Source organism: Sediminibacterium sp. (assembly GCF_051861365.1).
Lineage (GTDB): Bacteria > Bacteroidota > Bacteroidia > Chitinophagales > Chitinophagaceae > Sediminibacterium.
The window spans coordinates 1-22,858 of record NZ_JBHYCW010000040.1 but is presented as its reverse complement, the minus strand read 5'-3'; the positions used below and the strand labels follow the sequence as shown (position 1 = coordinate 22,858).

Annotated in this window: 23 protein-coding genes and 1 tRNA gene; 15 read left to right on the top strand and 9 right to left on the bottom strand. The window is 39.7% G+C overall.

The genetic code is table 11. The annotated features are described in order from the left end of the window. Nucleotides 1-93 precede the first annotated feature (93 nt). Nucleotides 94-528: an FKBP-type peptidyl-prolyl cis-trans isomerase gene (locus ACTIEV_RS14265; protein ID WP_178889004.1), complete on the bottom strand. Its 435-nt coding sequence runs from the start codon at nucleotides 526-528 to the stop codon at nucleotides 94-96. 140 nt (nucleotides 529-668) lie between these two features. Here ACTIEV_RS14265 and ACTIEV_RS14260 point away from each other — a divergent pair, with 140 nt between their 5' ends. The 5 genes from ACTIEV_RS14260 (at nucleotide 669) to ACTIEV_RS14240 (ending at nucleotide 3,700) form a co-directional block, all read left to right on the top strand. Beyond that, nucleotides 669-1,040 (top strand): hypothetical protein, encoded by a 372-nt coding sequence (locus ACTIEV_RS14260; protein ID WP_439516715.1) that lies wholly within the window; start codon nucleotides 669-671, stop codon nucleotides 1,038-1,040. A gap of 190 nt (nucleotides 1,041-1,230) precedes the next feature. Then, complete coding sequence (locus ACTIEV_RS14255; protein WP_439516714.1) at nucleotides 1,231-1,806, top strand: Crp/Fnr family transcriptional regulator; 576 nt, start codon at nucleotides 1,231-1,233, stop codon at nucleotides 1,804-1,806. Between the two features lie 91 nt (nucleotides 1,807-1,897). After that, a complete protein-coding gene (locus tag ACTIEV_RS14250) occupies nucleotides 1,898-2,509 on the top strand; it encodes a hypothetical protein (RefSeq protein ID WP_439516713.1) in 612 nt (203 codons plus the stop codon). 107 nt (nucleotides 2,510-2,616) lie between these two features. Continuing rightward, the gene (locus ACTIEV_RS14245) at nucleotides 2,617-3,246 is read left to right on the top strand and encodes a hypothetical protein (RefSeq protein WP_439516712.1); all 630 of its coding nucleotides are present in this window, start codon (nucleotides 2,617-2,619) and stop codon (nucleotides 3,244-3,246) included. A 10-nt stretch (nucleotides 3,247-3,256) separates the two neighbouring features. Continuing rightward, the gene (locus tag ACTIEV_RS14240; protein WP_439516711.1) at nucleotides 3,257-3,700 is read left to right on the top strand and encodes a DUF6326 family protein; all 444 of its coding nucleotides are present in this window, start codon (nucleotides 3,257-3,259) and stop codon (nucleotides 3,698-3,700) included. 67 nt (nucleotides 3,701-3,767) lie between these two features. Here ACTIEV_RS14240 and ACTIEV_RS14235 read toward each other — a convergent pair whose 3' ends face one another. From ACTIEV_RS14235 to ACTIEV_RS14215, 5 genes are all read right to left on the bottom strand, one after another. Continuing rightward, nucleotides 3,768-4,814 carry an NAD(P)-dependent alcohol dehydrogenase gene (locus tag ACTIEV_RS14235; RefSeq protein WP_439516710.1) on the bottom strand — a complete coding sequence of 349 codons (1,047 nt, stop codon included), beginning with the start codon at nucleotides 4,812-4,814 and terminating at the stop codon, nucleotides 3,768-3,770. Nucleotides 4,815-4,880: 66 nt separating this feature from the next. Continuing rightward, the gene (locus tag ACTIEV_RS14230) at nucleotides 4,881-5,738 is read right to left on the bottom strand and encodes a dienelactone hydrolase family protein (protein WP_439516709.1); all 858 of its coding nucleotides are present in this window, start codon (nucleotides 5,736-5,738) and stop codon (nucleotides 4,881-4,883) included. A 104-nt stretch (nucleotides 5,739-5,842) separates the two neighbouring features. Continuing rightward, nucleotides 5,843-6,430 (bottom strand): hypothetical protein, encoded by a 588-nt coding sequence (locus ACTIEV_RS14225; RefSeq protein WP_178886839.1) that lies wholly within the window; start codon nucleotides 6,428-6,430, stop codon nucleotides 5,843-5,845. Between the two features lie 16 nt (nucleotides 6,431-6,446). Next, a complete protein-coding gene (locus ACTIEV_RS14220) occupies nucleotides 6,447-7,256 on the bottom strand; it encodes a hypothetical protein (protein ID WP_178886838.1) in 810 nt (269 codons plus the stop codon). Nucleotides 7,257-7,404: 148 nt separating this feature from the next. Beyond that, complete coding sequence (locus ACTIEV_RS14215) at nucleotides 7,405-7,719, bottom strand: hypothetical protein (protein WP_178886837.1); 315 nt, start codon at nucleotides 7,717-7,719, stop codon at nucleotides 7,405-7,407. A gap of 261 nt (nucleotides 7,720-7,980) precedes the next feature. Between ACTIEV_RS14215 and ACTIEV_RS14210 the strand changes: the two genes are divergently transcribed. Next, complete coding sequence (locus tag ACTIEV_RS14210) at nucleotides 7,981-8,382, top strand: hypothetical protein (RefSeq protein WP_178886836.1); 402 nt, start codon at nucleotides 7,981-7,983, stop codon at nucleotides 8,380-8,382. A gap of 50 nt (nucleotides 8,383-8,432) precedes the next feature. Here ACTIEV_RS14210 and gcvP read toward each other — a convergent pair whose 3' ends face one another. Next, a complete protein-coding gene (gene gcvP, locus ACTIEV_RS14205) occupies nucleotides 8,433-11,303 on the bottom strand; it encodes an aminomethyl-transferring glycine dehydrogenase (protein ID WP_178886835.1) in 2,871 nt (956 codons plus the stop codon). Nucleotides 11,304-11,468: 165 nt separating this feature from the next. On the opposite strand from gcvP, the gene ACTIEV_RS14200 reads away from it, so the two are divergent. The 3 genes from ACTIEV_RS14200 to ACTIEV_RS14190 all read left to right on the top strand — a co-directional run bounded on the left by ACTIEV_RS14200 (nucleotide 11,469) and on the right by ACTIEV_RS14190 (nucleotide 15,060). After that, complete coding sequence (locus ACTIEV_RS14200) at nucleotides 11,469-12,263, top strand: DUF3667 domain-containing protein (protein WP_178886834.1); 795 nt, start codon at nucleotides 11,469-11,471, stop codon at nucleotides 12,261-12,263. 36 nt (nucleotides 12,264-12,299) lie between these two features. After that, nucleotides 12,300-12,764: a YkgJ family cysteine cluster protein gene (locus ACTIEV_RS14195; protein WP_178886833.1), complete on the top strand. Its 465-nt coding sequence runs from the start codon at nucleotides 12,300-12,302 to the stop codon at nucleotides 12,762-12,764. A 70-nt stretch (nucleotides 12,765-12,834) separates the two neighbouring features. Further along, nucleotides 12,835-15,060, top strand: a complete 2,226-nt coding sequence (locus ACTIEV_RS14190) for a cation:proton antiporter (protein ID WP_178886832.1) — start codon at nucleotides 12,835-12,837, stop codon at nucleotides 15,058-15,060. A 94-nt stretch (nucleotides 15,061-15,154) separates the two neighbouring features. On the opposite strand, the gene rsmG is transcribed toward ACTIEV_RS14190, so the two are convergent. Together rsmG and ACTIEV_RS14180 are read right to left on the bottom strand one after the other, a co-directional pair. Continuing rightward, nucleotides 15,155-15,799: a 16S rRNA (guanine(527)-N(7))-methyltransferase RsmG gene (gene rsmG, locus ACTIEV_RS14185; protein WP_295195546.1), complete on the bottom strand. Its 645-nt coding sequence runs from the start codon at nucleotides 15,797-15,799 to the stop codon at nucleotides 15,155-15,157. Then, nucleotides 15,769-16,893 (bottom strand): glycosyltransferase, encoded by a 1,125-nt coding sequence (locus ACTIEV_RS14180; RefSeq protein WP_178886855.1) that lies wholly within the window; start codon nucleotides 16,891-16,893, stop codon nucleotides 15,769-15,771. The genes rsmG and ACTIEV_RS14180 overlap by 31 nt, the downstream gene beginning before the upstream one ends. Nucleotides 16,894-17,094: 201 nt before the next feature. On the opposite strand from ACTIEV_RS14180, the gene tgt reads away from it, so the two are divergent. The 6 genes from tgt (at nucleotide 17,095) to ACTIEV_RS14150 (ending at nucleotide 22,818) form a co-directional block, all read left to right on the top strand. Continuing rightward, the gene (tgt, locus tag ACTIEV_RS14175; RefSeq protein WP_178886831.1) at nucleotides 17,095-18,234 is read left to right on the top strand and encodes a tRNA guanosine(34) transglycosylase Tgt; all 1,140 of its coding nucleotides are present in this window, start codon (nucleotides 17,095-17,097) and stop codon (nucleotides 18,232-18,234) included. A 74-nt stretch (nucleotides 18,235-18,308) separates the two neighbouring features. Further along, a complete protein-coding gene (locus ACTIEV_RS14170) occupies nucleotides 18,309-19,400 on the top strand; it encodes an LptF/LptG family permease (protein WP_178886830.1) in 1,092 nt (363 codons plus the stop codon). A gap of 140 nt (nucleotides 19,401-19,540) precedes the next feature. Next, nucleotides 19,541-20,863: a citrate (Si)-synthase, eukaryotic gene (locus tag ACTIEV_RS14165; RefSeq protein WP_178886829.1), complete on the top strand. Its 1,323-nt coding sequence runs from the start codon at nucleotides 19,541-19,543 to the stop codon at nucleotides 20,861-20,863. Nucleotides 20,864-20,984: 121 nt separating this feature from the next. After that, on the top strand, nucleotides 20,985-21,497 hold the full coding sequence (locus ACTIEV_RS14160) for a DUF1801 domain-containing protein (protein WP_178886828.1): 513 nt from the start codon (nucleotides 20,985-20,987) through the stop codon (nucleotides 21,495-21,497). A 68-nt stretch (nucleotides 21,498-21,565) separates the two neighbouring features. Next, nucleotides 21,566-21,639 (top strand) — tRNA-Ala (locus ACTIEV_RS14155). A gap of 147 nt (nucleotides 21,640-21,786) precedes the next feature. Beyond that, nucleotides 21,787-22,818 (top strand): tyrosine-type recombinase/integrase, encoded by a 1,032-nt coding sequence (locus tag ACTIEV_RS14150; RefSeq protein ID WP_439516708.1) that lies wholly within the window; start codon nucleotides 21,787-21,789, stop codon nucleotides 22,816-22,818. Nucleotides 22,819-22,858: the final 40 nt, after the last annotated feature.

Genomic DNA, 22,858 nt, shown 5'->3' with positions numbered 1-22,858 from the left:
CTAAAAATAACCAGAAAAAGGAGGCTTTAATGGCCTCCTTACTTTTTTTCTTCACTTTTTACCGGACAGCAATGGCTGGTAGCTAGTAGCTTTCTACCGAAAGCTGATCAACTCTACATCAAACACTAATGTACAATTCGGCCCGATCTGTGCACTTACCTGACGATCTCCGTAGGCGAGATGGGGTGGGATGAAGAAACGCCATTTGCTGCCGGTGGGCATGAGTTGTAATCCTTCTGTCCAGCCTTTGATGACCATGTTGAGGGGGAAGGCGGCAGGTCTGCCTCTTTGTACAGAACTATCGAATACGGTTCCATCAATCAAAGTGCCATGATAATGACAAGTTACTTCATTGTGCGCTTGTGGCTTGGCTCCTGTGCCTTCAGTGAGCACTTCGTATTGTAATCCGCTGGGTAACTCGGTTACTTCAGCTCTTTGTTTGTTAGTGGCCAGGAAATCTTGTCCGGCTTTTAAATTGGCAGCAGATTTTTCTGCTTTTAATTGTGCTAATTGATCAGCTACTCCCATATACAATTTTTTGCGAAAATAACAAATAGGGGCATTGGGTTCTAATGTTATCTTATTGTAAACTTAGTATTAAGTCTTGCAGGAGTGATAGTAGGAACTCAGTGAAAAGTCTACATTGGCGTCCCTAATTAACTGCAGCCATGACACCTATACTTGATCAACACGGTATGACCGTTGCGTATTTGCACCTCAATATTATTTTGAATACAGAACAAGATCGTGTGTTGGGATTGGTATTGGGGAATTGTGTATTTGGTGCTACCGATTCTCCGGTAGGAAAATTTTTCAAAGATACTTTTCGCAATATGCGTGGTGAGATCGTTGCTGAATTGGCAAGCACCACCAGCTCTCTCAGACCTTCCAATGAGCCACTTATTCTACAACAAGCCTGGCAAAAATTAACCGGCGTCAAAAATCATCTCTGCACCTGGATTGAGGAAAAGAAACATTGGTCCGGGGATGAGTTTACTTCTTTTCTGCATTATCATGAAAGTGCTGCGGTGGCGGTGTAGAAACTTTTTTGATTTTTTTTAAAGACTTTAATACTTATTTGATTCAATCAACTTTGGCTGGGTCTGTGATTTATATTATGATCACGGATGTTTGTTCCATTGATAAAAATTATCCCACAAACAACATCTCAAAAAGTTCATATATTCATTAAATCTAGTAAGTCTATAAAAAGTCATAATTCAAATCGCAATGCAAACCCTACTCTTCAACTTCCTCTCCAAATACGTCACCCTAACCGAAGAAGAAAAGAATGCCATCGTTTCTTTGGATATTTTTCATTCTGTCAAGAAAGGAACGATTTTACTCAAAGAAGGACAAAAATCAAAAGAAAGCTATTTTGTACTCAAAGGTTGTATTCGTACCTACTATGAAATAGATGCAGAAGAAAAAACCACCGCTTTCTATACCGAAATGGAAGCTTTGACTCCTCCTTGTGTTATTAACAAAACGCCGTCTGATTATTATGTCAGTTGTACAGAAGATTGTATCCTGTTAATTTCCAATTCCGATATGGAAGCGGAGGTCAATGCTAAATTTCCCAAGTTTGAGTCTCTGTGTAAGAAGTTATCCGAAGAACTCTTGGCGAAAGAACGAATGGATTTTGATGAGTTTAAAACCTCTTCTCCGGAGCAACGATATTTAAGCTTACTAGAAAAAAGACCCGATCTCATTCAGCGTGTGCCACAACACCAGTTGGCGAGTTATTTGGGTATACAACCACAATCCTTAAGCCGTTTAAGGGCAAGGATTTCAGAAAAAAAATAAGAAGGAAGTTCATTACTTAACTTAAGTGAACGAGTGGAAGCTTTCCGCCTTTCTTTCTTTGCCATATCATTTAAAAAGCAATTAAAAGGATATGCAAAAGAAAGTTCTATGGATGGCATTGGTTATCGTATTGGTAAGTAGTTTACAAGCACAAGACAACCCTAAAGACAGCACGTTTAAAAGATGGTACATCGGTAGTTCATTACTGATGTTGGGTAATTTCTCTAAAGTCAACAACCCGGAGTATATACAATTGAATGTAGGCTATCGGATCACACCGAAAGATGTGGTTTCCTTTGAATTTAAAAGATCCATCTATGCTTGGCCCATCGGTATTCCCTTCGGTCCCAACTTTGATAAGCCGGGAGAAGGCTATCCGGGTCATGCGCGCATACTCGCACCTACAGTGGGTTATCAGCGTTTTTGGTGGAAAGGTGTGTACACATCCGTTCATGCATTGAATGCTTTTGAAAAATACATGGATACGAATAAAAAGAAGATAGGTAACGGATACACACTGTACCTGAATTTTCATTTAGGCTACCAATTCAAATTATTCAAAAACCGTTTCTTCTTTGAACCGGCACTGGGATGTAGCTATTGGCCCATCCGAACCAATGTTCCCGAATCTTTCAAAGCAGTAGAAAACAAGTGGCCCAACTATTTTATTCAACCCGGACTCCATTTTGGATTTAATTTTTAAAAAGAGACTTAAAAAAGAGTCGATAAGTATTTCTTAACCAAAGTGAACGAGTCATTGAGCTTCGTCTATCGACTTTTACAGTATCATTTCATATTAAAAGCAAGCAAATGCAAAAGAAAATTTTATTTATCGGTGTTCTCTTCATGATGGTGAGTACCCTTCAACTCAAAGCGCAGTATGCTAAATCAGATACTACGCATAAAAAATGGTTTGTTGGGAGTTCTATGTTTGTGTTATTCGGTAATCTGGCAACTACCAACAGTCCCGATTTTTTTCAACTCAATGTCGGTTATCGTATCACCGGAAAAGATGTGATTACCATCGAACCCAAAACCTGGAAATATGCTTGGCCCAATGGTATCCATCCATTTTTGAACAAATCATATGGAAAGAAGGAAGAAGAATTTCCCGGTTATGTTCGTGAGTATGGAGTATCTCTATCTTACCAGCGATTCTTCACCAACAACTGGTATGCTGAATTGAATGTGATGCCCACTTGGCAAAGTTTTAAGGATCGTCAAGACAAAAAGATCGACAATGGTTTTCAGATCTTCAATACTTATCGTGTAGGGTATCATGTGAAGTTGTTTAAGGATAAATTTTTTATTCAACCATCACTCGCCATCACCCATCGTGCTTATCATACCACACTACCCAATGGATTCAAGCAGTTGGATGATAAATGGTCCAAGTTTGTGTTCGGTGAACCGGGATTGCATGTAGGGTTTAATTTTTAATATAAATGCTATGTATACACAACAAAGTGAACTACAGAAAATGAAAGTCAGTACACAGCTAAAGCTGGCATCTTTATGGACCAGTTTGATGTTTCTCTATATCTATGTCGATTATTTTCATTTATACATGCCGGGTAAGCTGGCAGATATTCAAAATGGAAGAGTATATGTATTTGATATCACACCGGGATTTCTTTTGATAGCACTCGTATCATTGACTATTTCGGCACTGATGATTTTTCTTTCAGTTGTTTTGCCCGCTGCGATCAATCGAAAGTTGAATATGATTATTGCGGTAACATATATCCCTTATACGCTGTACAATCTCGCAGGAGAGGCGTGGATACATATGATATTTGGTGCTGTTGTGGAAGTTGTTTTGCTTGGGTTGATTATTTGGTATGCTTGGAAATGGCCGCGTGTTGAAAATGAATCAGTAAGACAGAGCGAATAGTCAATAAAAGGAGCTTGGTAAAAAGTAAATAGAATACTCTTCACCAAGCGCCCAATAGCCATATCTATTATTTTATTGACGCCAGATCAATCACAAATCTATATCGTACATCTGCTTTCAACATTCTTTCATACGCTTCATTGATTTGTTGCATGGGAATGACTTCTACATCAGAAACGATATTGTGTTCAGCGCAATAGTCTAACATCTCCTGTGTTTCTTTGATACCTCCGATGAGTGATCCGATGATGCTTCTTCTTTTCATGATGAGGTTGAATGCCGGTACTTCTGATGGACTAGGAGGCACGCCCACAACGATCATGGTGCCGTTGGTGCGTAACAGGTTCAAATAAGTACTGTAATCATGAGGAGCAGAAACGGTATTCAGGATAAAATCAAAATGGTTTTGCAGTTTCTTCATCGTTGTTGCATCGGATGTCAATGCAAAATGATGAGCACCTAATTTTTTAGCATCTGCTTCTTTGGAAGGAGAGGAGCTGAGCATCGTTACTTCTGCACCAAAGGAAGCTGCAAATTTTACGGCCATATGTCCTAGTCCACCCAAACCTAATACGGCTACTCTATGTCCTTTGGTAACACCTACATGTCTGAGTGGAGAATAAGTAGTGATACCTGCACATAACAAAGGCGCTACACCCGCTAAAGGTAATTTATCAGAGATGCGTAATGTGTATTGTTCATCTACTACAATTTGAGTAGAGTAACCGCCATAGGTAGGAGCATTGGTACCTCTTTCACGTCCATTGTAAGTACCTACCATTCCTTCCTCGCAATATTGTTCAATACCAGATTTACAGTTTTCGCAAGTGCGACAAGAATCCACAAAGCATCCAACGCCTGCTAAGTCGCCAACTTTGAATTTGGTTACATCATTACCTACATGTGTTACTCGTCCTACAATCTCATGTCCGGGTACCATGGGGAAAATAGAGCCACCCCATTCATCACGAACCTGATGGATATCTGAATGACATACGCCACAGTATAAGATTTCTATTTGAACATCTTTTGGACCGGGATTTCTTCTTTCGAGTGAAAACGGACCTAAAGGTGATTTGGGATCCGGTGCTGCATAAGCTTTGGTTGCGATCATACAATTTGTATTTACATTGGTAACAATACAAAACCCAATAGGTTTGCTTAAAAAATAAAGAATTAATTATTTCATATTAGCAGCCCAAAAGTCAAGGGTTCTTTTCCAAGCCAGTTTTGCAGCAGCTTCATTGTATCGTGCTCCGGAAGTATCATTATGGAAAGCATGGTTCACGCCTTCATAGAGGTAGAGTTCATATTTGACATTGTTTTTCTTCAGGGCCTCTTCATAAGCAGGTATGCCGGCGTTGATGCGCTCATCTAAGCCAGCATAATGAAGTTGTAAAGCAGCTTTTATCTTAGGAACATCGGCAACATCTGCTTGTCTGCCATAAAAAGCAACAGCTGCTTTCAAATCAGGAACATTTACTGCCAGTTGATTCACCAAAGCGCCACCCCAACAAAATCCAACACAACCTGTAAAGCCATTACAATCTTTTCTGCTCTTCAGGTAATCGAAACCTTTGCTGAAGTTGATGAGATTTTGTTTAGCATCGATCTGACTGAATAACTGTCTGGCCTGATCCTGATCTGTGGGTGTACCACCTGCTGCAGAGAGTGCATCAGGAGCAATGGCAATATAACCGGCTTTGGCAGCACGTCTGGCTACATCACGAATATGATCATTCAAACCACGATTTTCATGGATGATGATGACTGCACCATACTTACCGTCTTTTTTGGGTTTAGCGAGATAGGCTTTCATGGTAACATCGCCCGCAGGATAAGTGATATCCTCAGTATGCAGCTCGATGTCTTGTTCAGGTACAGTAGCCGCAACCGCATAATTATTTTCCAGCATGGGAAGTATGGTCATAGCGGCAGCTGTGCTACCTGCTAATACTGCCAAGCGTTTCAAAAAAACTTCACGTGGAAGTGGTTTGTGGGTATACTCGTCGTAGAGATTGATGATTTGCTGGTCCATGTAGTTTATATTTAGTCTATAAATATAACACTAAACAGTAGCTACCGCAAATGGTTTGACCGATGGGTTCTCTCTATTTACCGTTTCTGTTGCTTGACTAACGCTTACTGAATCAAAGAAGCCATTTTTCCCAAAGGCAAACTGCCGGCCCAAGCCAGTATCTCTGCTTCATGGGTTTTTGAAACCGTGAGGGTAAGTAAAGCATTGGTCATGGGAACTTCCAGTTTATACTGATCTTCTTCCGGTTCTTTGGTAAGACGAGCTTTGTATTGACCTACTTTCACGATACGTGTATTGGGATCAGCTCCAAAACCCGCCATTAAAGGAGAAGTGATGTAGGCATTCAGGCTGTTTAATAATGGAGAGTTGATCACCACAGCTAGTGTGGCTTTCTTGTTGGTGATGCCATAATTTTTTTCAATGGTTACGCCTGTAAACTGACTGTTGCCAAAAACCTCTTGTTGTTTGGTAATGGCTGATAAAGTATCCAGTTGAAGTGGAAACAGTTTTAAAACTTCTTTTCCGATGGTGATATCCAGGTCTTGCATCATTTGCTGTAATGCAAAATGTGCGTCTTGTAATTTGCCGGTAGTATAATGAGTTTGAGCCTGACTAATATTCTTTTTGAAATCCTGAGCCGATAATGTGGTGATGATGCAGGATAATGCTATGTAACAAATAATCTTTTTCATTTTTTTTCTTTTTAGATCAATTTTCGCCCATGGTTTTTTTAATATGATCGATATCAAACAGGTTGATGGCATCCATCACTTCTTTTTCTGTTTGGAAGTTGATGGCTTTCCAGGTAATCATGCCTGATTGTCCAAGTTGCATCAATACCGTATATCCCTCTCTCTCCTCAAATTGAATGATGGCTTTATTACCCTTGATACGAATTTGTTTGGTGTTTTGTGTTTCACCATTCGACTGTGTGGCTGCAAATCCAAAATACATATCCAGCATACCACTGTACATGGCATTATTGCCGATCAGCAAGTTGAGTTGCTTGTTTTCTTTTTGATAGATGCGTTGGATGGAAAGATTCGCCCAACCATAACGCGTGCTCATGACACGATCTTCGGTAGAGTCTTTGGGTAATCCGTTGATCTCATTGGGTAATGACTGCAATAATGATTTACCGATCTGCAATTCAACACCCAATAATGCTTGCTGAACAGAAAATCTTGCCTCGCCAAACTGTTGTTTATTATAGGCTGCATCTGCTTCCTGTATTTGTTGAAGCACATCAGGTACACTTGAATTTTTTAAACCTTCTCCGGTTGTATTGGTAGGTCTACCATTTTTAGAACTACTTACTGCAGGGCCATTACCTGTTTGTGTGTTATTGCCACCCGGTACTGAACTACCTGTTTTATCTGCAATTTTTTTATCTAAGATATCTTCTGCTTTTTTCTCAACCTTGTCTTTGAGTTTCTTGAGAAATCCTTGCGCTTGTAATTCTTGTTGTAGTGTGAATCCACTGACCAACAGAATGCATAACCAAATTTTATGTTTCATGTTGTTGTTTTCGGAGAGCAAAACTACAAGTGGATACAGCTGTATACAAGCCATTCATGATGTTATGATACCGATTGTATTTTTGATAAGTACTGATAAACAACAACTTATTATTTTACTCACATAAATATGTGATTAGAATATTGCATCAAAAGAGATGTTGTTCTTTTTCTTTTTCTAAGTCTTTAGACGTTTCTTTTTGCGCATAGATGAGATGAGCGGCTTCTATTAATTTTTGTAATTTTTCATACGTGTACAAAATTGAATACCTGTCATACTCGGCAGATTCAGTATTGTATGATCCACTTACTGTTATTTTCAACCATTCCCAAAGAAGGGATCTCCATTCCGGTAAATGTGCGTAATCAAAGACTTCATCCAAAACAATGTTTGGATTGGCTACTTCTTCTTTATTCAATAATCTGGATTGCATTTCCCATTCAGGATACTCTGACTGTTTCATAAGCTGTCATTTAAAATGATGAAAACACTTCTCTCGCGAAGTATTACGGCAGGTGCTTACTGACGAAATGGAAGTATTCACATATTTACCTTATTGGGGTGGGTTCCTGCGGAATGACTCAAGGTAAATCAGGTATAAATACCTATTGCGGCATTTATATTTTATCGGTTTCTTCGTTCAGCTTCAAATCAAAACAAAGCTATCAACGCTTTTCTATGATTTCTATAGAAGCATCGTTTTTTTTCTAAACAATTATACACAATGACAGTACCTGAAAGATTCTATGTATTCATGCATTTCAAGCAATTAAAAGCCAGAACTGTTGAAATGGAATGCGGCTTATCCAATGGCTATTTAGGAAAACAGCGAAAGAATAAGGGCTCTTTCGGCGGAAATATTCTCCGTAAAATAGAACAACGTTTTCCTGAACTCAATATGACATGGCTACTCTCCGGTGATGGGGAGATGCTCAATGCAAAGTATCGCGAAGTAAATGCACAAATGTTTGATACACTTGAGGAGGAGTCTGCATTTTATGGCTCTGCACAACAAGAAATCATCGTTTTATTGAAAAAGCAAATTGAACAGATGGAATCTGCTTTATCAGACAAACAAAAACTCATCCAGATTTTAGAAAAACAACTCGTTGCCTTAGAAGCATAAAAAAAGCTACGGAATGACCGTAGCTTTTTGCCAACCTATTCGCAGTTCAGTTATTCAGACATGTAAGAAGAAACCGGCTCACAAGTACAGATCAGGTTTCTGTCGCCATGTGTATTGTTCACCCTCGCCACACTTGGCCAGAATTTATTCTGGGTTACATAATACAATGGGAATGCTGCTTCCTGACGGCTATATCCATGCTTCCATTCATCTGCACAAACAACAGCTTGAGTGTGTGGTGCATTCTTTAATGGATTATCATTCTTATCTGCTTTCCCATCTTCAATGGCTTTGATTTCTTTATAAATAGAGATCAACGCATCACAGAAGCGATCCAATTCACCCTTATCCTCACTCTCTGTGGGTTCAATCATAATAGTACCCGGCACAGGGAAGCTCATGGTAGGTGCATGGAAGCCATAATCGATCAATCGCTTGGCCACGTCTTCCGCTTCAATACCCACACTTTGTTTGAATGGACGAAGATCTACAATGAATTCATGCGCACAAGTACCATTCTTTCCGGTATACAATATCTTATAATACTGCTCCAATCTAGCTTTCATATAGTTGGCATTCAGAATCGCATATTCGGTAGACTGACGAATACCTTCTTCACCCAACATTTTGATATACGCATAACTGATCAACAAAATACTTGCAGAACCATACTGCGCTGCACTCACTGCTAAATTCGCATTACCTAAAGCAGTATGTCCGGGTAAGTATGGAGCCAATTTATCATTCACACAGATAGGTCCCATACCCGGTCCACCACCACCATGTGGAATAGAAAATGTTTTGTGTAGGTTCAGGTGACAAACATCTGCACCAATCATACCCGGACTCGTCAATCCAACCTGCGCATTCATATTTGCACCATCCATGTATACCAGTCCACCATTGTCATGAATGGTTTGACAGATATCTCGGATGGTTTCTTCAAATACACCATGTGTGGATGGGTAAGTCACCATCAATGCACCCAATGTATCTTTGTATTGTTCAGCTTTAGCTTTCAGATCTGCAACATCAATATTACCTGCATCATCACACTTCACTACTACTACTTTAAAACCGGCCATCACCGCACTTGCTGGATTGGTACCATGTGCACTGATCGGGATCAAGACAATATTTCTGTGTGATTCATTTCTTGCTGCGTGATAAGCGCGGATGGTCAACAATCCTGCATATTCACCTTGTGCGCCGCTATTAGGCTGCAAACTACAAGCGGTGAATCCGGTTACTTTACAGAGATAATCATTTAGTTCATCAATGATCTGCTGATAACCTGCTGTTTGTGATGTAGGCACAAAAGGATGTAGCCCTCCAAACTCCGGCCAGGTAACAGGAATCATTTCAGAAGCAGCATTCAGCTTCATGGTACAACTACCCAAACTGATCATGCTGGTATTCAGGGAAAGATCTTTATTCTCCAGTTGTTTGATATAACGCATCATCTGGCTCTCACTTCTGTGTGTGTTGAATACAGGGTGGGTGAGGTATGCGGATGTACGCTGGAGAGTTGTGGGGAGTTGATAGTTGACAGTTGACAGATTTTGTGTGTTGACTGTTGCTGCTTGTTTGCCTGTTGTTTGTGCGAAGATGTTCAGAATATGATTCACATCATCAACAGATGTGGTTTCATCCAAACTGATCACAACTGCATCTGCAGTATAGAAGAAATTTGTTTCTGCGGCTTCCGCATTTTTCTTCAAAGTGTCAATATTGATTCCTGATACATGCAAAGTGTCAAAATAGCTTTCATTGTGCAGGGTTACTCCCAAAGCTTTCAATTCGCCGGCCAATGCTTGTGTTAACTGGTGAACACGTGTAGCAATATTTTTCAATCCACTTGCACCATGATATACCGCATACATCGCAGCCATATTGGCTAACAATGCTTGTGCGGTACAAATATTGGAAGTAGCTTTTTCTCTTTTAATGTGTTGCTCTCTTGTTTGCAGCGCCATACGTAAAGCACGATTGCCTTGTGCATCAATGCTCACGCCAATCAATCGACCGGGGATGCCTCTTTTGAAATCATCTTTGGTAGCAAAGAAAGCAGCATGTGGTCCACCAAATCCCATCGGAACACCAAAGCGTTGAGCACTACCTACTGCAACATCTGCTCCCAACTCACCCGGTGTAGTTAATACCGTGAGTGCTAACAAATCAGTAGCCATGATCACCAATCCTTCAACCGCATGAACCTGATCAATGAATGCTTTGTAATCATTTACAGAACCTTTGCTGTTAGGGTATTGGATCAGGGCACCGAAATAGGAATTGTCTATAGTTGCGGTTTGGTAATCGCCCACCACTACCTCAATACCAATCGGCTCAGCACGCGTAATCAATACATCAATGGTTTGCTGGAAAGTATGTTGGTCAACAAACAATTTAGGTCTGCTGATCACATCTGTTTTATTGATGTGGTGAAAAATCATGGCCATGGCTTCAGCAGCAGCTGTGGCTTCATCCAATAAAGAAGCATTCGAGATCGGTAATCCGGTCAGATCAGCTACCATGGTCTGATAGTTCAATAAACTTTCCAAACGCCCCTGCGATATTTCAGCTTGGTAGGGTGTGTATTGGGTATACCATCCCGGATTTTCGAAAATATTACGCAGGATCACACTGGGTGTAATCGTGCCATAATATCCTTGTCCAATAAAATTCTTGTAAAGCTTATTTTTGGAAGCAACCTTTTTCAATTCTGTCAAATACGTGAACTCACTAACAGCAGCAGGAATGCCCAAAGGTTTTTTGATGCGGATGCTGTCCGGAATGGTCTTGCTGATCAATTCCTCCATCGAAGATAGACCGATGGTTTTGAGCATGGACTCAGTATCGGCTTGATTGGGTCCGATATGTCTTGTTTGAAATTCGGCTGACTGCTGTTCAAAAAGATTCATAATATTGATAGACTTAAATAGTTAGACAAAAATAACCGCCGGGAAGGCAGAATTTTAAACGCGGCAAAGGTAAGTCTACCGAACGTGAAAATTCATCTTTTGTTTACCCGGTTGATAAGCTGTGAATCCAATAGTTTAAATATTTTTAATTCTATAATATAACACATGACTGCCCTGAATTGTTCCAACTGTGCAACGCCATTAGATCCGGCTTTTAAACATTGTCCTGATTGTGGTCAATCAACAGCGATACATCGGTTCAATATCAAACATCTGGTACACGAGTTTTTGCATGCTTTTACGCATACAGACAAGGGTGCATTGATCTTATTAAGAGATTTGGTAGTAAGACCGTCTACAGTACTTAGAGAATATATTGTAGAAGGAAAGCGTAAAAAATATTTCAATCCTTTTACACTCTTATTATTGGTATTAGGTATCACCGTCTTCATGAGTTCTATTTTTCATCCGATGCAGGGGTCTGAATCTGTCTATAAAGAACAAATTGCCTTGGCTAAATCCGAAAAGAAAAAAGCATTTATGACCACGATGGCGGATAAACAAGCGAAGTTGAATGAGTGGCTCGAAAAGAAAATGAACCTCATGGTTTTTATTACAGCGCCACTGATGGCTTTGGGCTTTTGGTTGGTATTCAAAGGCAAAGGCTACAACTATGCGGAGCATTTAGTGGCGTACCTCTTACTTACCTGTTTTTTATCGTTGGCAAGTAGTCTGTTATTTCTACCGCTTTTAGGTATTTTACCCCCGGAAAGTAAATTGTGGATTGGATTGGCGAATCTGTTACTTCAAATCATATATATCTGTTACGCGTATAAAGGATTTTTGATACTCAATGGTTTTGGAGATCTTTTCATGGTAGTGATAGCGAATATATTGGGAACTATTTTCTGGTTAGCCGTTTTAATGATCTTCATGTTGGTTTACCTCATATTCTTGTAAACCCAAGGAACTATTTAACTTTGATCAAATTATCACATGGAGCCGTGGGAGAAATTAAGCGCTGATCATCAGAAACAATACAAACAATTTCTGCAACGTGCAGATAAGAATAAAGTATTGAAAGTACTCCCAGACTTACACGAAGAAGCCTTTCAAAAAATTGATTGTCTCACCTGTGGCAATTGCTGTAAAAATTATTCTCCGCGTTTCAAAACACCCGATATCAAACGCATCAGTAAATCACTTCGATTAAAGGAAAGTGCATTCATTGATACTTATTTAGATCTTGATACGGATGGTGATTATGTCGCCAAAACAAAACCTTGTCCGTTCTTAGGTGCTGATAACTATTGCAGCATCTATGAAGACAGACCTTCTGACTGCAAAAGATTTCCTTATACCGATGAAGATGTACTGATCAAACGCCCTGCCATTACATTGAAGAACTCTACTTTTTGTCCGGCTGTACACCATGTTTTAGAATGTTTACTCAATTCATAAAGGGTTGCCATTTTTTTTGTATATTATCGCCGTTCGATAGCAGCAAAATTGTAAACAAAAAGAATGGATTATGGCGCATTTACCTTTATTGATCAAAGACCTGGCACTGATATTAGGTGCGGCTGGAATTATTACCATTTTCTTCAAGAAACTCAAACAGCCTGTAGTACTGGGATATATTATTGCGGGGTTACTTGTTGGCCCCAATTTCAAATTATTTCCCACTATTGGTGATGTGGAAGGTATAAAAATATGGGCGGAGATTGGGGTTGTGTTTTTGTTGTTTGCATTAGGTCTTGAATTTAGTTTTAAGAAGCTGGTGAAAGTAGGAGGTTCTGCTGCCATTACCGGTATTACAGAATTATCATTCATGATGATGTTGGGTTATGGTATGGGTCAGGTATTGGGCTGGTCGAACATGGATAGTATGTTTTTAGGTGGTATCATAGCCATATCTTCTACTACGATCATCTTTCGTGCATTTGATGAATTGGGTCTGAAAACAAAACAATTTAGCAGTCTGGTTATTGGAGTACTTGTTATCGAAGATTTGGTAGCGATTCTCTTGATGGTTTTATTATCAACCGTAGCAGTCAGTCAACAATTTGAAGGCACACAAATGTTCCTATCTATCGGTAAACTTCTTTTCTTCTTATGTCTATGGTTTCTGATGGGAATCTTTTTACTACCCACTTTTTTCAAGAAAGTAAGTCGCTTTTTAAATAGTGAAACCTTATTGGTATTATCCCTTGCCTTGTGTTTGGGGATGGTGGTTTTGGCTGATCAAGTAGGTTTCTCTGCTGCACTGGGTGCTTTTATCATGGGTTCTATTCTGGCAGAAACAACACAGGCACATAAAATTGAACACCTCATTACTTCTGTAAAAGATCTTTTTGGTGCAATCTTCTTTGTATCTGTAGGGATGTTGATCGATCCGCAGATATTGGTTGACTATGCGGTTCCTGTTTTGATACTTACCCTTTCTGTGATATTGGGAAAAACCATTTTTGTGGCCAGTGGCGCATTATTAGCAGGTAGACCCTTGAAGCAAGCAGTGCAAGCTGGAACAAGTATGTCGCAGATCGGGGAGTTTTCTTTTATCATAGCCACTTTAGGAGTGTCTTTAAATGTTACCAGTTCTTATTTATATCCCATTGCAGTAGGGGTTTCGGTAATTACCACTTTTACTACCCCTTATATGATCAAGCTGGCAGAACCATTGTATCAGTTCTTACTAAAAGTACTCCCGGAGAAATGGATCCGTGGACTTGAAAAATATAGTAGTAGTTCTCAGATCATCGAAAGTGAAAGCAATTGGAAACGATTATTGAATTTTTATATCCAGATCATTATTCTCAATGGCGTTATTATGATTGCATTGAGTTTATTGGTAGCATATTTCTTAGAGCCTTTCTTACAAAAGTCAATAGCAGATCCATTAACTGCTAAAATCATTGCAGCATTGATCGGACTGATTGTGATGGCGCCATTTATCTGGGCATTAACGGTAAAGAAAATGAGCAAAAGTGCCTATGCTGCATTATGGCTCGACAGAAAATATAGCCATGGTCCGCTTGTGATGCTAGAGATTGCCCGAAATGCGATTGCAGTTTTACTGGTGGGCTTTATGCTTCGCCAGTTATTTAGTTTTTGGATAACGGTAGGAGGAACGCTGGTAGCCATGATTGTGATTGGTGTGGTTTTTCGTCAGCGTTTACAAAAATTTTATCAGCGACTGGAAGATCGCTTCTTGCAAAACCTGCATGAGCGTGAGTTGCTAGAACAAAACAAAACACAAAGTCATCTTTCGCCTTGGGATGCGCACTTGACCCATTATAAAATCAGTCCACATGCCGGTTTTATTGGAAAAACATTGGAAGAATTACAATGGCGAGAGACGTATGGTATTAATATCGCTTTCATCGAAAGAGGTAATCATGTGATGTTCGCGCCTGCCCGAACAGAAAAAATATTCCCCTTTGATAATATTGGCGTCATTGGAACCGATCAGCAAATGCTGGAGTTCGGAAAAATCATGGTGCCTTATGTGGAAGATGCGGATAGTGAAAAAGAGTTGGTGGAATTGGAAAAGATCGTAGTAGATGAACATACCCGTTTGAAAGGATTGACCATTCGTGAATCCGGCATCCGTGAGAAAACAAATGGATTGGTAGTAGGTATTGAAAGAAAAGGAGAACGTATCCTCAATCCATCTTCTTTCACACAATTGGAGTGGGATGATATTGTATGGATCGTAGGAAACAGAAAGAAGATCCAACAATTGTATCATCCTTAAAAAATCGCTCCGAGCAACTCTGTGCCAAACTCTTTTACCTCTGCGGTTAACCACAGAGATACACAGAGTAAGGCACAGAGTTGAGCAGAGGGATTTATTTGGTTACATGCAAAATATACTTCTCATCAAAATATGATTCGGGAAAGATCTTATCTACCGGCATCATTTTAGGTCTCAATCCGCTTTCAAATATTTCCTGCGCCAGATCACCACCTTTTAAACAAATTAATCCGTTAGCCATCTCCTGCTTGTGTCCTTTCTTCAGTAAAGGTCCGGCCCACTGCCAGAGCTCTTTCAAAGGAGCCACCGCACGCGAAACAGCGAAATCAAATTTTCTGTTTTTGATGTCTTCTGCACGTGTATGTTGTGTAGTAATATTTTTGATGCCTGCACCTTCAGCAACGGCTTCTACTACTTTCAATTTTTTAGCAATACTATCTACCAAATGAAACTTGACTTCAGGAAAAAAGATAGCTAATGGCACACCGGGAAATCCGCCACCACAGCCAATATCGATTACTTCAGTACCCGGCTGAAAATCAGCAATGGCAGCAATACTCAATGAGTGTAATACATGATGCAAATAGATACTGTCGATGTCTTTGCGTGAGATCACGTTGATCTTGGCATTCCATTCTTTATACAATTCTTCCAGTGCTTCAAACTGTTTGATTTGATGCGGGGTGAAATCATCGAAGTATTTCAGGATCAATCCCAGTTTTTGCGGGGTGCTTTCCATATAGCGGGAACGGTAAAGATGAAATAAAAGAACATCCAAATATCAAAAAATAAAAACCAAGGCCATAGGTCTTTTTCGTTCAGTTTTTTCATGGACTTATACAAAACAACAGCCTGTATCAAAAAACGAACACCAAATACCGCCAATGCCATCCACCAATTGTAAAAAATGATGGATACTGCCAATAAAGGGTACAGCCAGAATAAAGAAAATGAATACAATCCCAACAAAACTTTGTGATTGGATTTATAATAATTGCTGGTGGTATAATGACGGTATTTCTGTGTCATCCAATCACTCCAACGAGTTTTGGGTTCACTAAGTGTATGCGCTTCCTGATCAATACAAATAGTGGTATTGTCTTTTCTTGCGACTTGATTAATAAACAAATCATCGTCTCCACTTGGTATCTGATTAATGGAAGAGAATCCTTTGTTTCTTAGAAACACATCTTTTTTGTAGCTAAGGTTTCTACCAACACCCATGTAAGGGATCCCTGCTAGTGCATAAGAGAGGTATTGTATAGCAGTATGAAAAGTTTCAAAGCGAATCAGTTTGTTTAGAAGCCCCGGCTTCTTATGATAAGCCCCATATCCTAAAACAATTTCGGTTCCTTCATTATAACATTCCTGCATCCGTTGGATCCAATATTCAGAAGCCGGAACACAATCTGCATCGGTCAATAAAAGAATTTCGTGTTTCGCACTTTTGATACCCATCGACAATGGAAATTTCTTACCACTGATCATCTTGGCTTCCTGTGTGAGTTCAATGTAGTTGATATTTTTAAACATCTTTTTGAATTCATCCACAAGATATTTGGTATCATCTGTAGAATTATCATTCACCAACACCACTTCATGTGTGGTTCTGTATTGCTGTACCAAAACACCCGGTAACGTTTTCACCAGATTATGTGCTTCATCTCTGGCACAGATCACCACCGATACCGGATGCTCCATATTGGCAGTTCTATCGGGTACTTTGAAAAAAGCAAGTCGCTGAAAAAAATAGAGATAATAAAACAACTGAATGGCAATTATGCCACAGAATGCATAGAAACAAATGTCCCAGAGCAGAGTTGGTATCGTCATCCCGCAAAAATAGTGCTTCAACAGTCTATGTTTGAGTGGCTTGTGAAGATGTGGAAAACAAAGTCGGACTATGTCTGATGTCGGATGTCTGATTTCAGATATCTCAAATAAAACACAAAGTGAATAAGTGTTCCCCATGCCCTATATCCTAAATCAGACATCTGAAATCAGAGATCAGACATAGTTACCTATTTTTGCCAAATGGCGGTATTGACATTTGATCTTCAGGGAACAGCAGAGAATAGTAGGGCTAGAGCAGGTAAAATCACCACTGATCATGGGGAGATCATGACGCCCATTTTTATGCCGGTAGGCACCGTGGGTACCGTAAAAGCTGTTACACAACAACAGCTGAAACAAGATGTGTCTGCACAGATTATTCTGGGGAATACCTATCATTTATACTTGCGTCCGGGTACCGCAGTATTGGAAACAGCGGGTGGATTGCACCGTTTCAATGGATGGGATCGTCCCATCCTCACCGATAGTGGCGGTTATCAGGTGTTCTCTTTGGCTGCGAATCGTAAAATCAAAGAAGAAGGTGTGATGTTTCAATCCCACATTGATGGGAGCAGACATTTGTTCACACCTGAATCCGTGATGGATATCCAACGCAGCATCGGTGCTGATATCATTATGGCTTTTGATGAATGTCCGCCTTATCCCAGTGAGTATGGTTATGCACTAAAAAGTATGGAACTCACCCATCGTTGGTTAGATCGATGTTTTGCCAGATTAGCTGAAACACCCGATAAATATGGATACACGCAGAATTTATTTCCTATTGTACAGGGTAGTACTTACAAAGATCTGCGAAAAGCTTCTTGCGAATACGTTGCTTCCAAAAATGCAGTGGGTAATGCCATAGGTGGACTCAGTGTGGGTGAGCCTGAAGAAATGATGTATGAGTTTACCGAGTTGTGTACCGAGTATTTACCTATTGATAAACCTCGTTATTTAATGGGTGTAGGAACGCCATGGAATATTCTGGAAGGAATAGATAGAGGTATTGATATGTTTGATTGTGTGATGCCGACGCGTAATGGTAGAAATGGGATGATCTTCACCACGGAAGGAGTGATCAATATCCGAAATAAAAAATGGGCCAGTGATTTTTCACCCATTGATCCCGGACTGCCGAATGAAATGAGTCAGTTTTATAGCAAGGCCTATCTGCGACATTTATTTGTGGCAGAAGAAATTCTGGGAATGCAATTGGCGAGTATTCAGAACTTGTCTTTTTACCTCTGGTTGGTAGGAGAAGCCAGACAACATATTCTGGCAGGCGATTTCAGTTCATGGAAAAGAGAAATGCTGGAAAAAGTTAAAAAAAGACTCTAATCAGACAGAAATATGCCTGTACATCCATGTAATGCTTGCAGCTTCTAACGAGTCGTTATCTTTGGTTTATTGATATGAAGAAACTCGACTGGTACATATTGCGGAAATTTCTGACCACTTTCTTTTTTTCCATCTTTCTTTTTGCGGTGATTGCCATCGTTGTAGATGTGAGTGAAAAGACGGATGATTTCGTCCGCTCGGGTTTAAGTGTACAACAGATCATCACCGAATATTATTATGGATTCATTCCGCATATCGTAGCTCTGTTGTTACCACTATTTGTGTTTATTGCTGTGATCTTTTTTACTTCTAAAATGGCCAACAGAAGTGAGATCATTGCCATTCTGGCAAGCGGTACCAGTTACAGCAGATGGCTAAGACCTTATTGGATGGGAGGTATTTTACTGGCCGGTGTTCTTTGGTTTGCGAATCAGTATGTAGTGCCAAAAGCCAATCAAATCAGAGGAAGTTTTGAAGCCAATTATATCGATAAGAATAATACCTACAATGCATTGGTCAGTACCAGTAGTCATATCTATTTACGTATTGATTCTTTTACCTATGCCGGTATTTATGCTTATGATACACTAACAAAAAGGGGCGGTCCATTTTTTTCTTTTCGGATGAAGAATAATAAGGTAACGGAAAATACTAGGGCCGATCAAATCATTTGGGATACCGCAACCCGAAAATGGAAATTGGAAGGTGTTTTGTTTCGAAAAGTGTATGATTTGAAAGAGGATATTACGATGATTCAAGATAAAGTCATGGATTTCAATTTCAAACCATTGGATCTGAGCAGGGATAAATACACAAAAGATAAATTAACCACACCCGAACTCGATCGATTCATTGAACTGGAAGAATTGCGTGGATCTGAGGGGCTGAATGGATTAAAAGTGGAACGTTATAGAAGAGATGCCACCTGTATTACGGTTTTACTACTAACCCTTATCGGTGCCATTGTTGCGGGAAGAAAAGTGAGGGGTGGAAGTGGGGTGCACCTTGCGGTGGGTTTTGTAACGGCAGCTTTATTCATCCTGACAGACAGATTCTCTACCATTTTCTCCACCAAAGGTGATCTTCCGCCCTTATTGGCGGCATGGATTCCCAATTTGATATTTATTTTTGTAGTGATATTTCTATACCGCAAGGCGCCAAAGTGATTTTAACGGAGTTTACACAACCTTCATGGCATAAGTTTTGTTGAGCATGGCAACTTGTTTTACCTTTAGCGCTCCCAGACGCAATCTAACAAGACATTTAATCATTTTTTTAACGTTTGCCATAGCTAAAATTTTACGAAATGGGAATTATTAAAGATCGTTTCAAGGCAAAAGCAGATGCTGCGAATGCTGAGATAAAAGACATCCTCAAAACACACGGAAATAAAAAGATCGGTGAAGTAACTCTTGCACAAGCTTATCAGGGAATGAGAGGTATTACCGGTTTAGTAACGGAAACAAGTTTACTGGATGCTCAGGAAGGTATCCGATTCAGAGGCTATTCTATTCCTGAATTACAGGAGAAACTTCCCAAAGTACCCGGTGGTGGAGAACCCTTGCCGGAAGGTTTATTTTATCTGATGTTGGTGGGTGAATTGCCAACAGAAGAAGATGCCAATCACATTACCAGTGTATGGCAGAGAAGAAGCCATGTGCCGAATCATGTGTTTCATACGATTGATGCATTGCCTATCAATACCCATCCTATGACCATGTTTGTTACGGGTGTGATGGCATTGCAGACTGAAAGTAATTTTGCAAAAGAATACGCAAAGGGTATCAATAAAAAAGAATATTGGAATCCGGTTTACGATGATGCCATGGATCTGATTGCCCGTTTGCCACGTATCGCGGCCTATATCTATCGTCGTAAATACAAGAATAACGAACATATTCAACCCAATGGTCTGTTGGATTGGGCAGGTAACCTGGCGCACATGATGGGTTATGAAAATGAAAGCTTCAAAGAACTGATGCGTTTATACATGACCATTCATGCCGATCATGAGGGTGGTAATGTATCTGCGCATACTACACACCTCGTAGGATCAGCGCTGAGTGATCCCTATTTGAGTTATGCAGCAGGTATGAATGGTTTGGCAGGTCCCTTACACGGATTGGCCAATCAGGAAGTGATCAAATGGATTTTTGAAATGCAGGAACAACTGGGAACAGATGATCCTACCAAAGAACAGATCGCTGATTACGTACAGAAAACATTGGCAGGTGGTAAAGTAGTGCCGGGTTATGGTCACGCAGTATTGCGTAAAACCGATCCTCGCTTCACTGCACAAATGGAATTTGGTAAAAAACACATGCCGGATGATAAACTGGTGAATACAGTTTGGAAAGTATATGAAACCGTTCCTCCCATTCTTGAATCATTAGGTAAAGTGAAAAATCCATGGCCGAATGTAGACGCACATAGTGGTGCGTTGTTGGTACATTATGGGCTGGTAGAATACGAATTCTACACTGTTCTCTTTGCTGTCAGCAGAGCGTTGGGTGTACTCGCCAGCTTATGTTGGGACAGAGCACTCGGTTTGCCGATTGAACGTCCAAAATCTGTGACCACTGAAGCGGTGAAAGAGTGGCTGGAGGGGAAAGGTGAGATTTGGGAGTAAGAATAAGTCAAAAGTGAAAAGTCAAAAGTCAAAAAGTTCGGAATTTCTTTCCGGACTTTTTTTATGGGGGGTGTTGCAAATGCAAAGAGGGCGAGTTAATTTGTAAGCATAACTATTTATCATGGCGAAAGCAGTAGCAAAAAAGGCAGTTAAGAAAGCTGTAAAACCGGCAACAAAAAAAGTGAAAGCTGTAACGAAAACAAAGCCTGAAAAAGCAAAGAAAGAACCTACCATCAAATATTCGGATAAGTCTGCCGGGCAACCGGAAATGGTATCCATTTTTGAAGCCATCAAAAAGATGATGTTGCCTTATGAGAAAAAGAAACTGAAAATGATTGGAGGATATGGAGGTATGTTATGTCTGATCAGTCAGAAAACAGTAGAGATACAAGGCAGAAAAAAAGAGGAAGTATGGTTTGCCGGAATATTGGTACAGAAAGGATACGTAGGATTTTATTTTATGCCCGTTTATGCAGCCCCCGATATGAAAAAAGTCTTCAAGCCGGAATTGCTGAAATGTTTGAAAGGGAAAAGTTGTTTTCATATCAAAAAACAAGATCCGGTGATCATGGGTCAGATCAAAGAGTCTTTGAAAATTGGGTATGATATGTTTAAGGAGAGGGGATGGATATAGATTAAAATTTTGTTGGAAGCAGCTCAGCGCCTACATTTGCAATCCTCATCATTAAGTGAGAAAAATAAGGGGAATTAGCTCAGTTGGCTAGAGCGCTTGCATGGCATGCAAGAGGCCACCGGTTCGAATCCGGTATTCTCCACAGTAAAAGTTAGCCTATAATTAGGCTGACTTTTTTTATACCCCTTATCTGGTAAGGGTTTCGGAGAGTAATCAATTCTTACCAATCTTCTGATTCAAAGAATTCAATTTCACAGATGACACCCATCAAATCTAAAATGGGTATCAAATGGGTATCAAAAATCAAAAAGGAACAGTTTCCATTGAAAACTACAGGGAACGCATTAGGCTCAGATGGAGATTTCAGGGTATCAGATATGCCCTAAATCTTTCCGCCTTTACAAAAGTCAATCTTATACAGGCTAAGAAGATTGCCTCAGAAATTGAACAGGATATGGCACTAGGGAATTTTGATAATTCACTAGTTAAATACAAAGGATTTACAACTACAAATACCCCTAAAATGGGTTTTACAGAACAATATGAAGCTTGGGTAAAGGATTATATTAATATGGATTGTGAGGTAAATACCAATTACAATGCATTCAGAAATATGATCCGTAAATGGGGAGTAGTAGATGAACAGAATGTATTAGTAAAATTCAAAAGTGAACAGTTTTGCGTGGGTACTTACAATAGGAGGTTAACAATGCTCAAGACATATGTAAAATGGCTAGTTAAGTCTGGTATTTGGAAGAATAATCCTATAGAGGATGTACAGCCTCGAAGGGGTAAAAAGTTACCAAAACCCAAAAGAAAGCCATTTACTGAGGAAGAAATAAGGAAGATTTTGGATGCCTTTAAAAATGATACTTATTGCCCTAAATCTTCGAGATACACACATTCTCACTATTACCCATTTATATACTTCATATTCAAAACGGGTGTAAGAAATGCGGAAGCTATTGGTTTGAGGGTTGGGAAAGTGAATTTGAATAAACGAATAATACTAATAAATGAAGTTCTAGCTCGTTCATTAAAAGGAAGTAGTTCTGTACAGAGGAAACGAAAGGAAACAAAGAATGGGAAGGAAAGAGTGTTGCCCTTGACAGATGATTTATTTGAACTTCTAATTCCATTACTTCAGAATAAAAAATCTGATGATTTAATATTCCAATCAATTAATGGTCTACCAATAGATGATAATAACCTACAGAAAAGAGTATTCAAGCCTATCCTGAAAGAGCTTGGTATAGAGGAACGAGTATTGTATGCTTGTAGGCATGTAGGCTCCCCCAAAAAGTTGTCCATTCTTGGTTAGAGTTAACGGGAAAAAGCTTGTTAATTTTAAACTTTGAAAG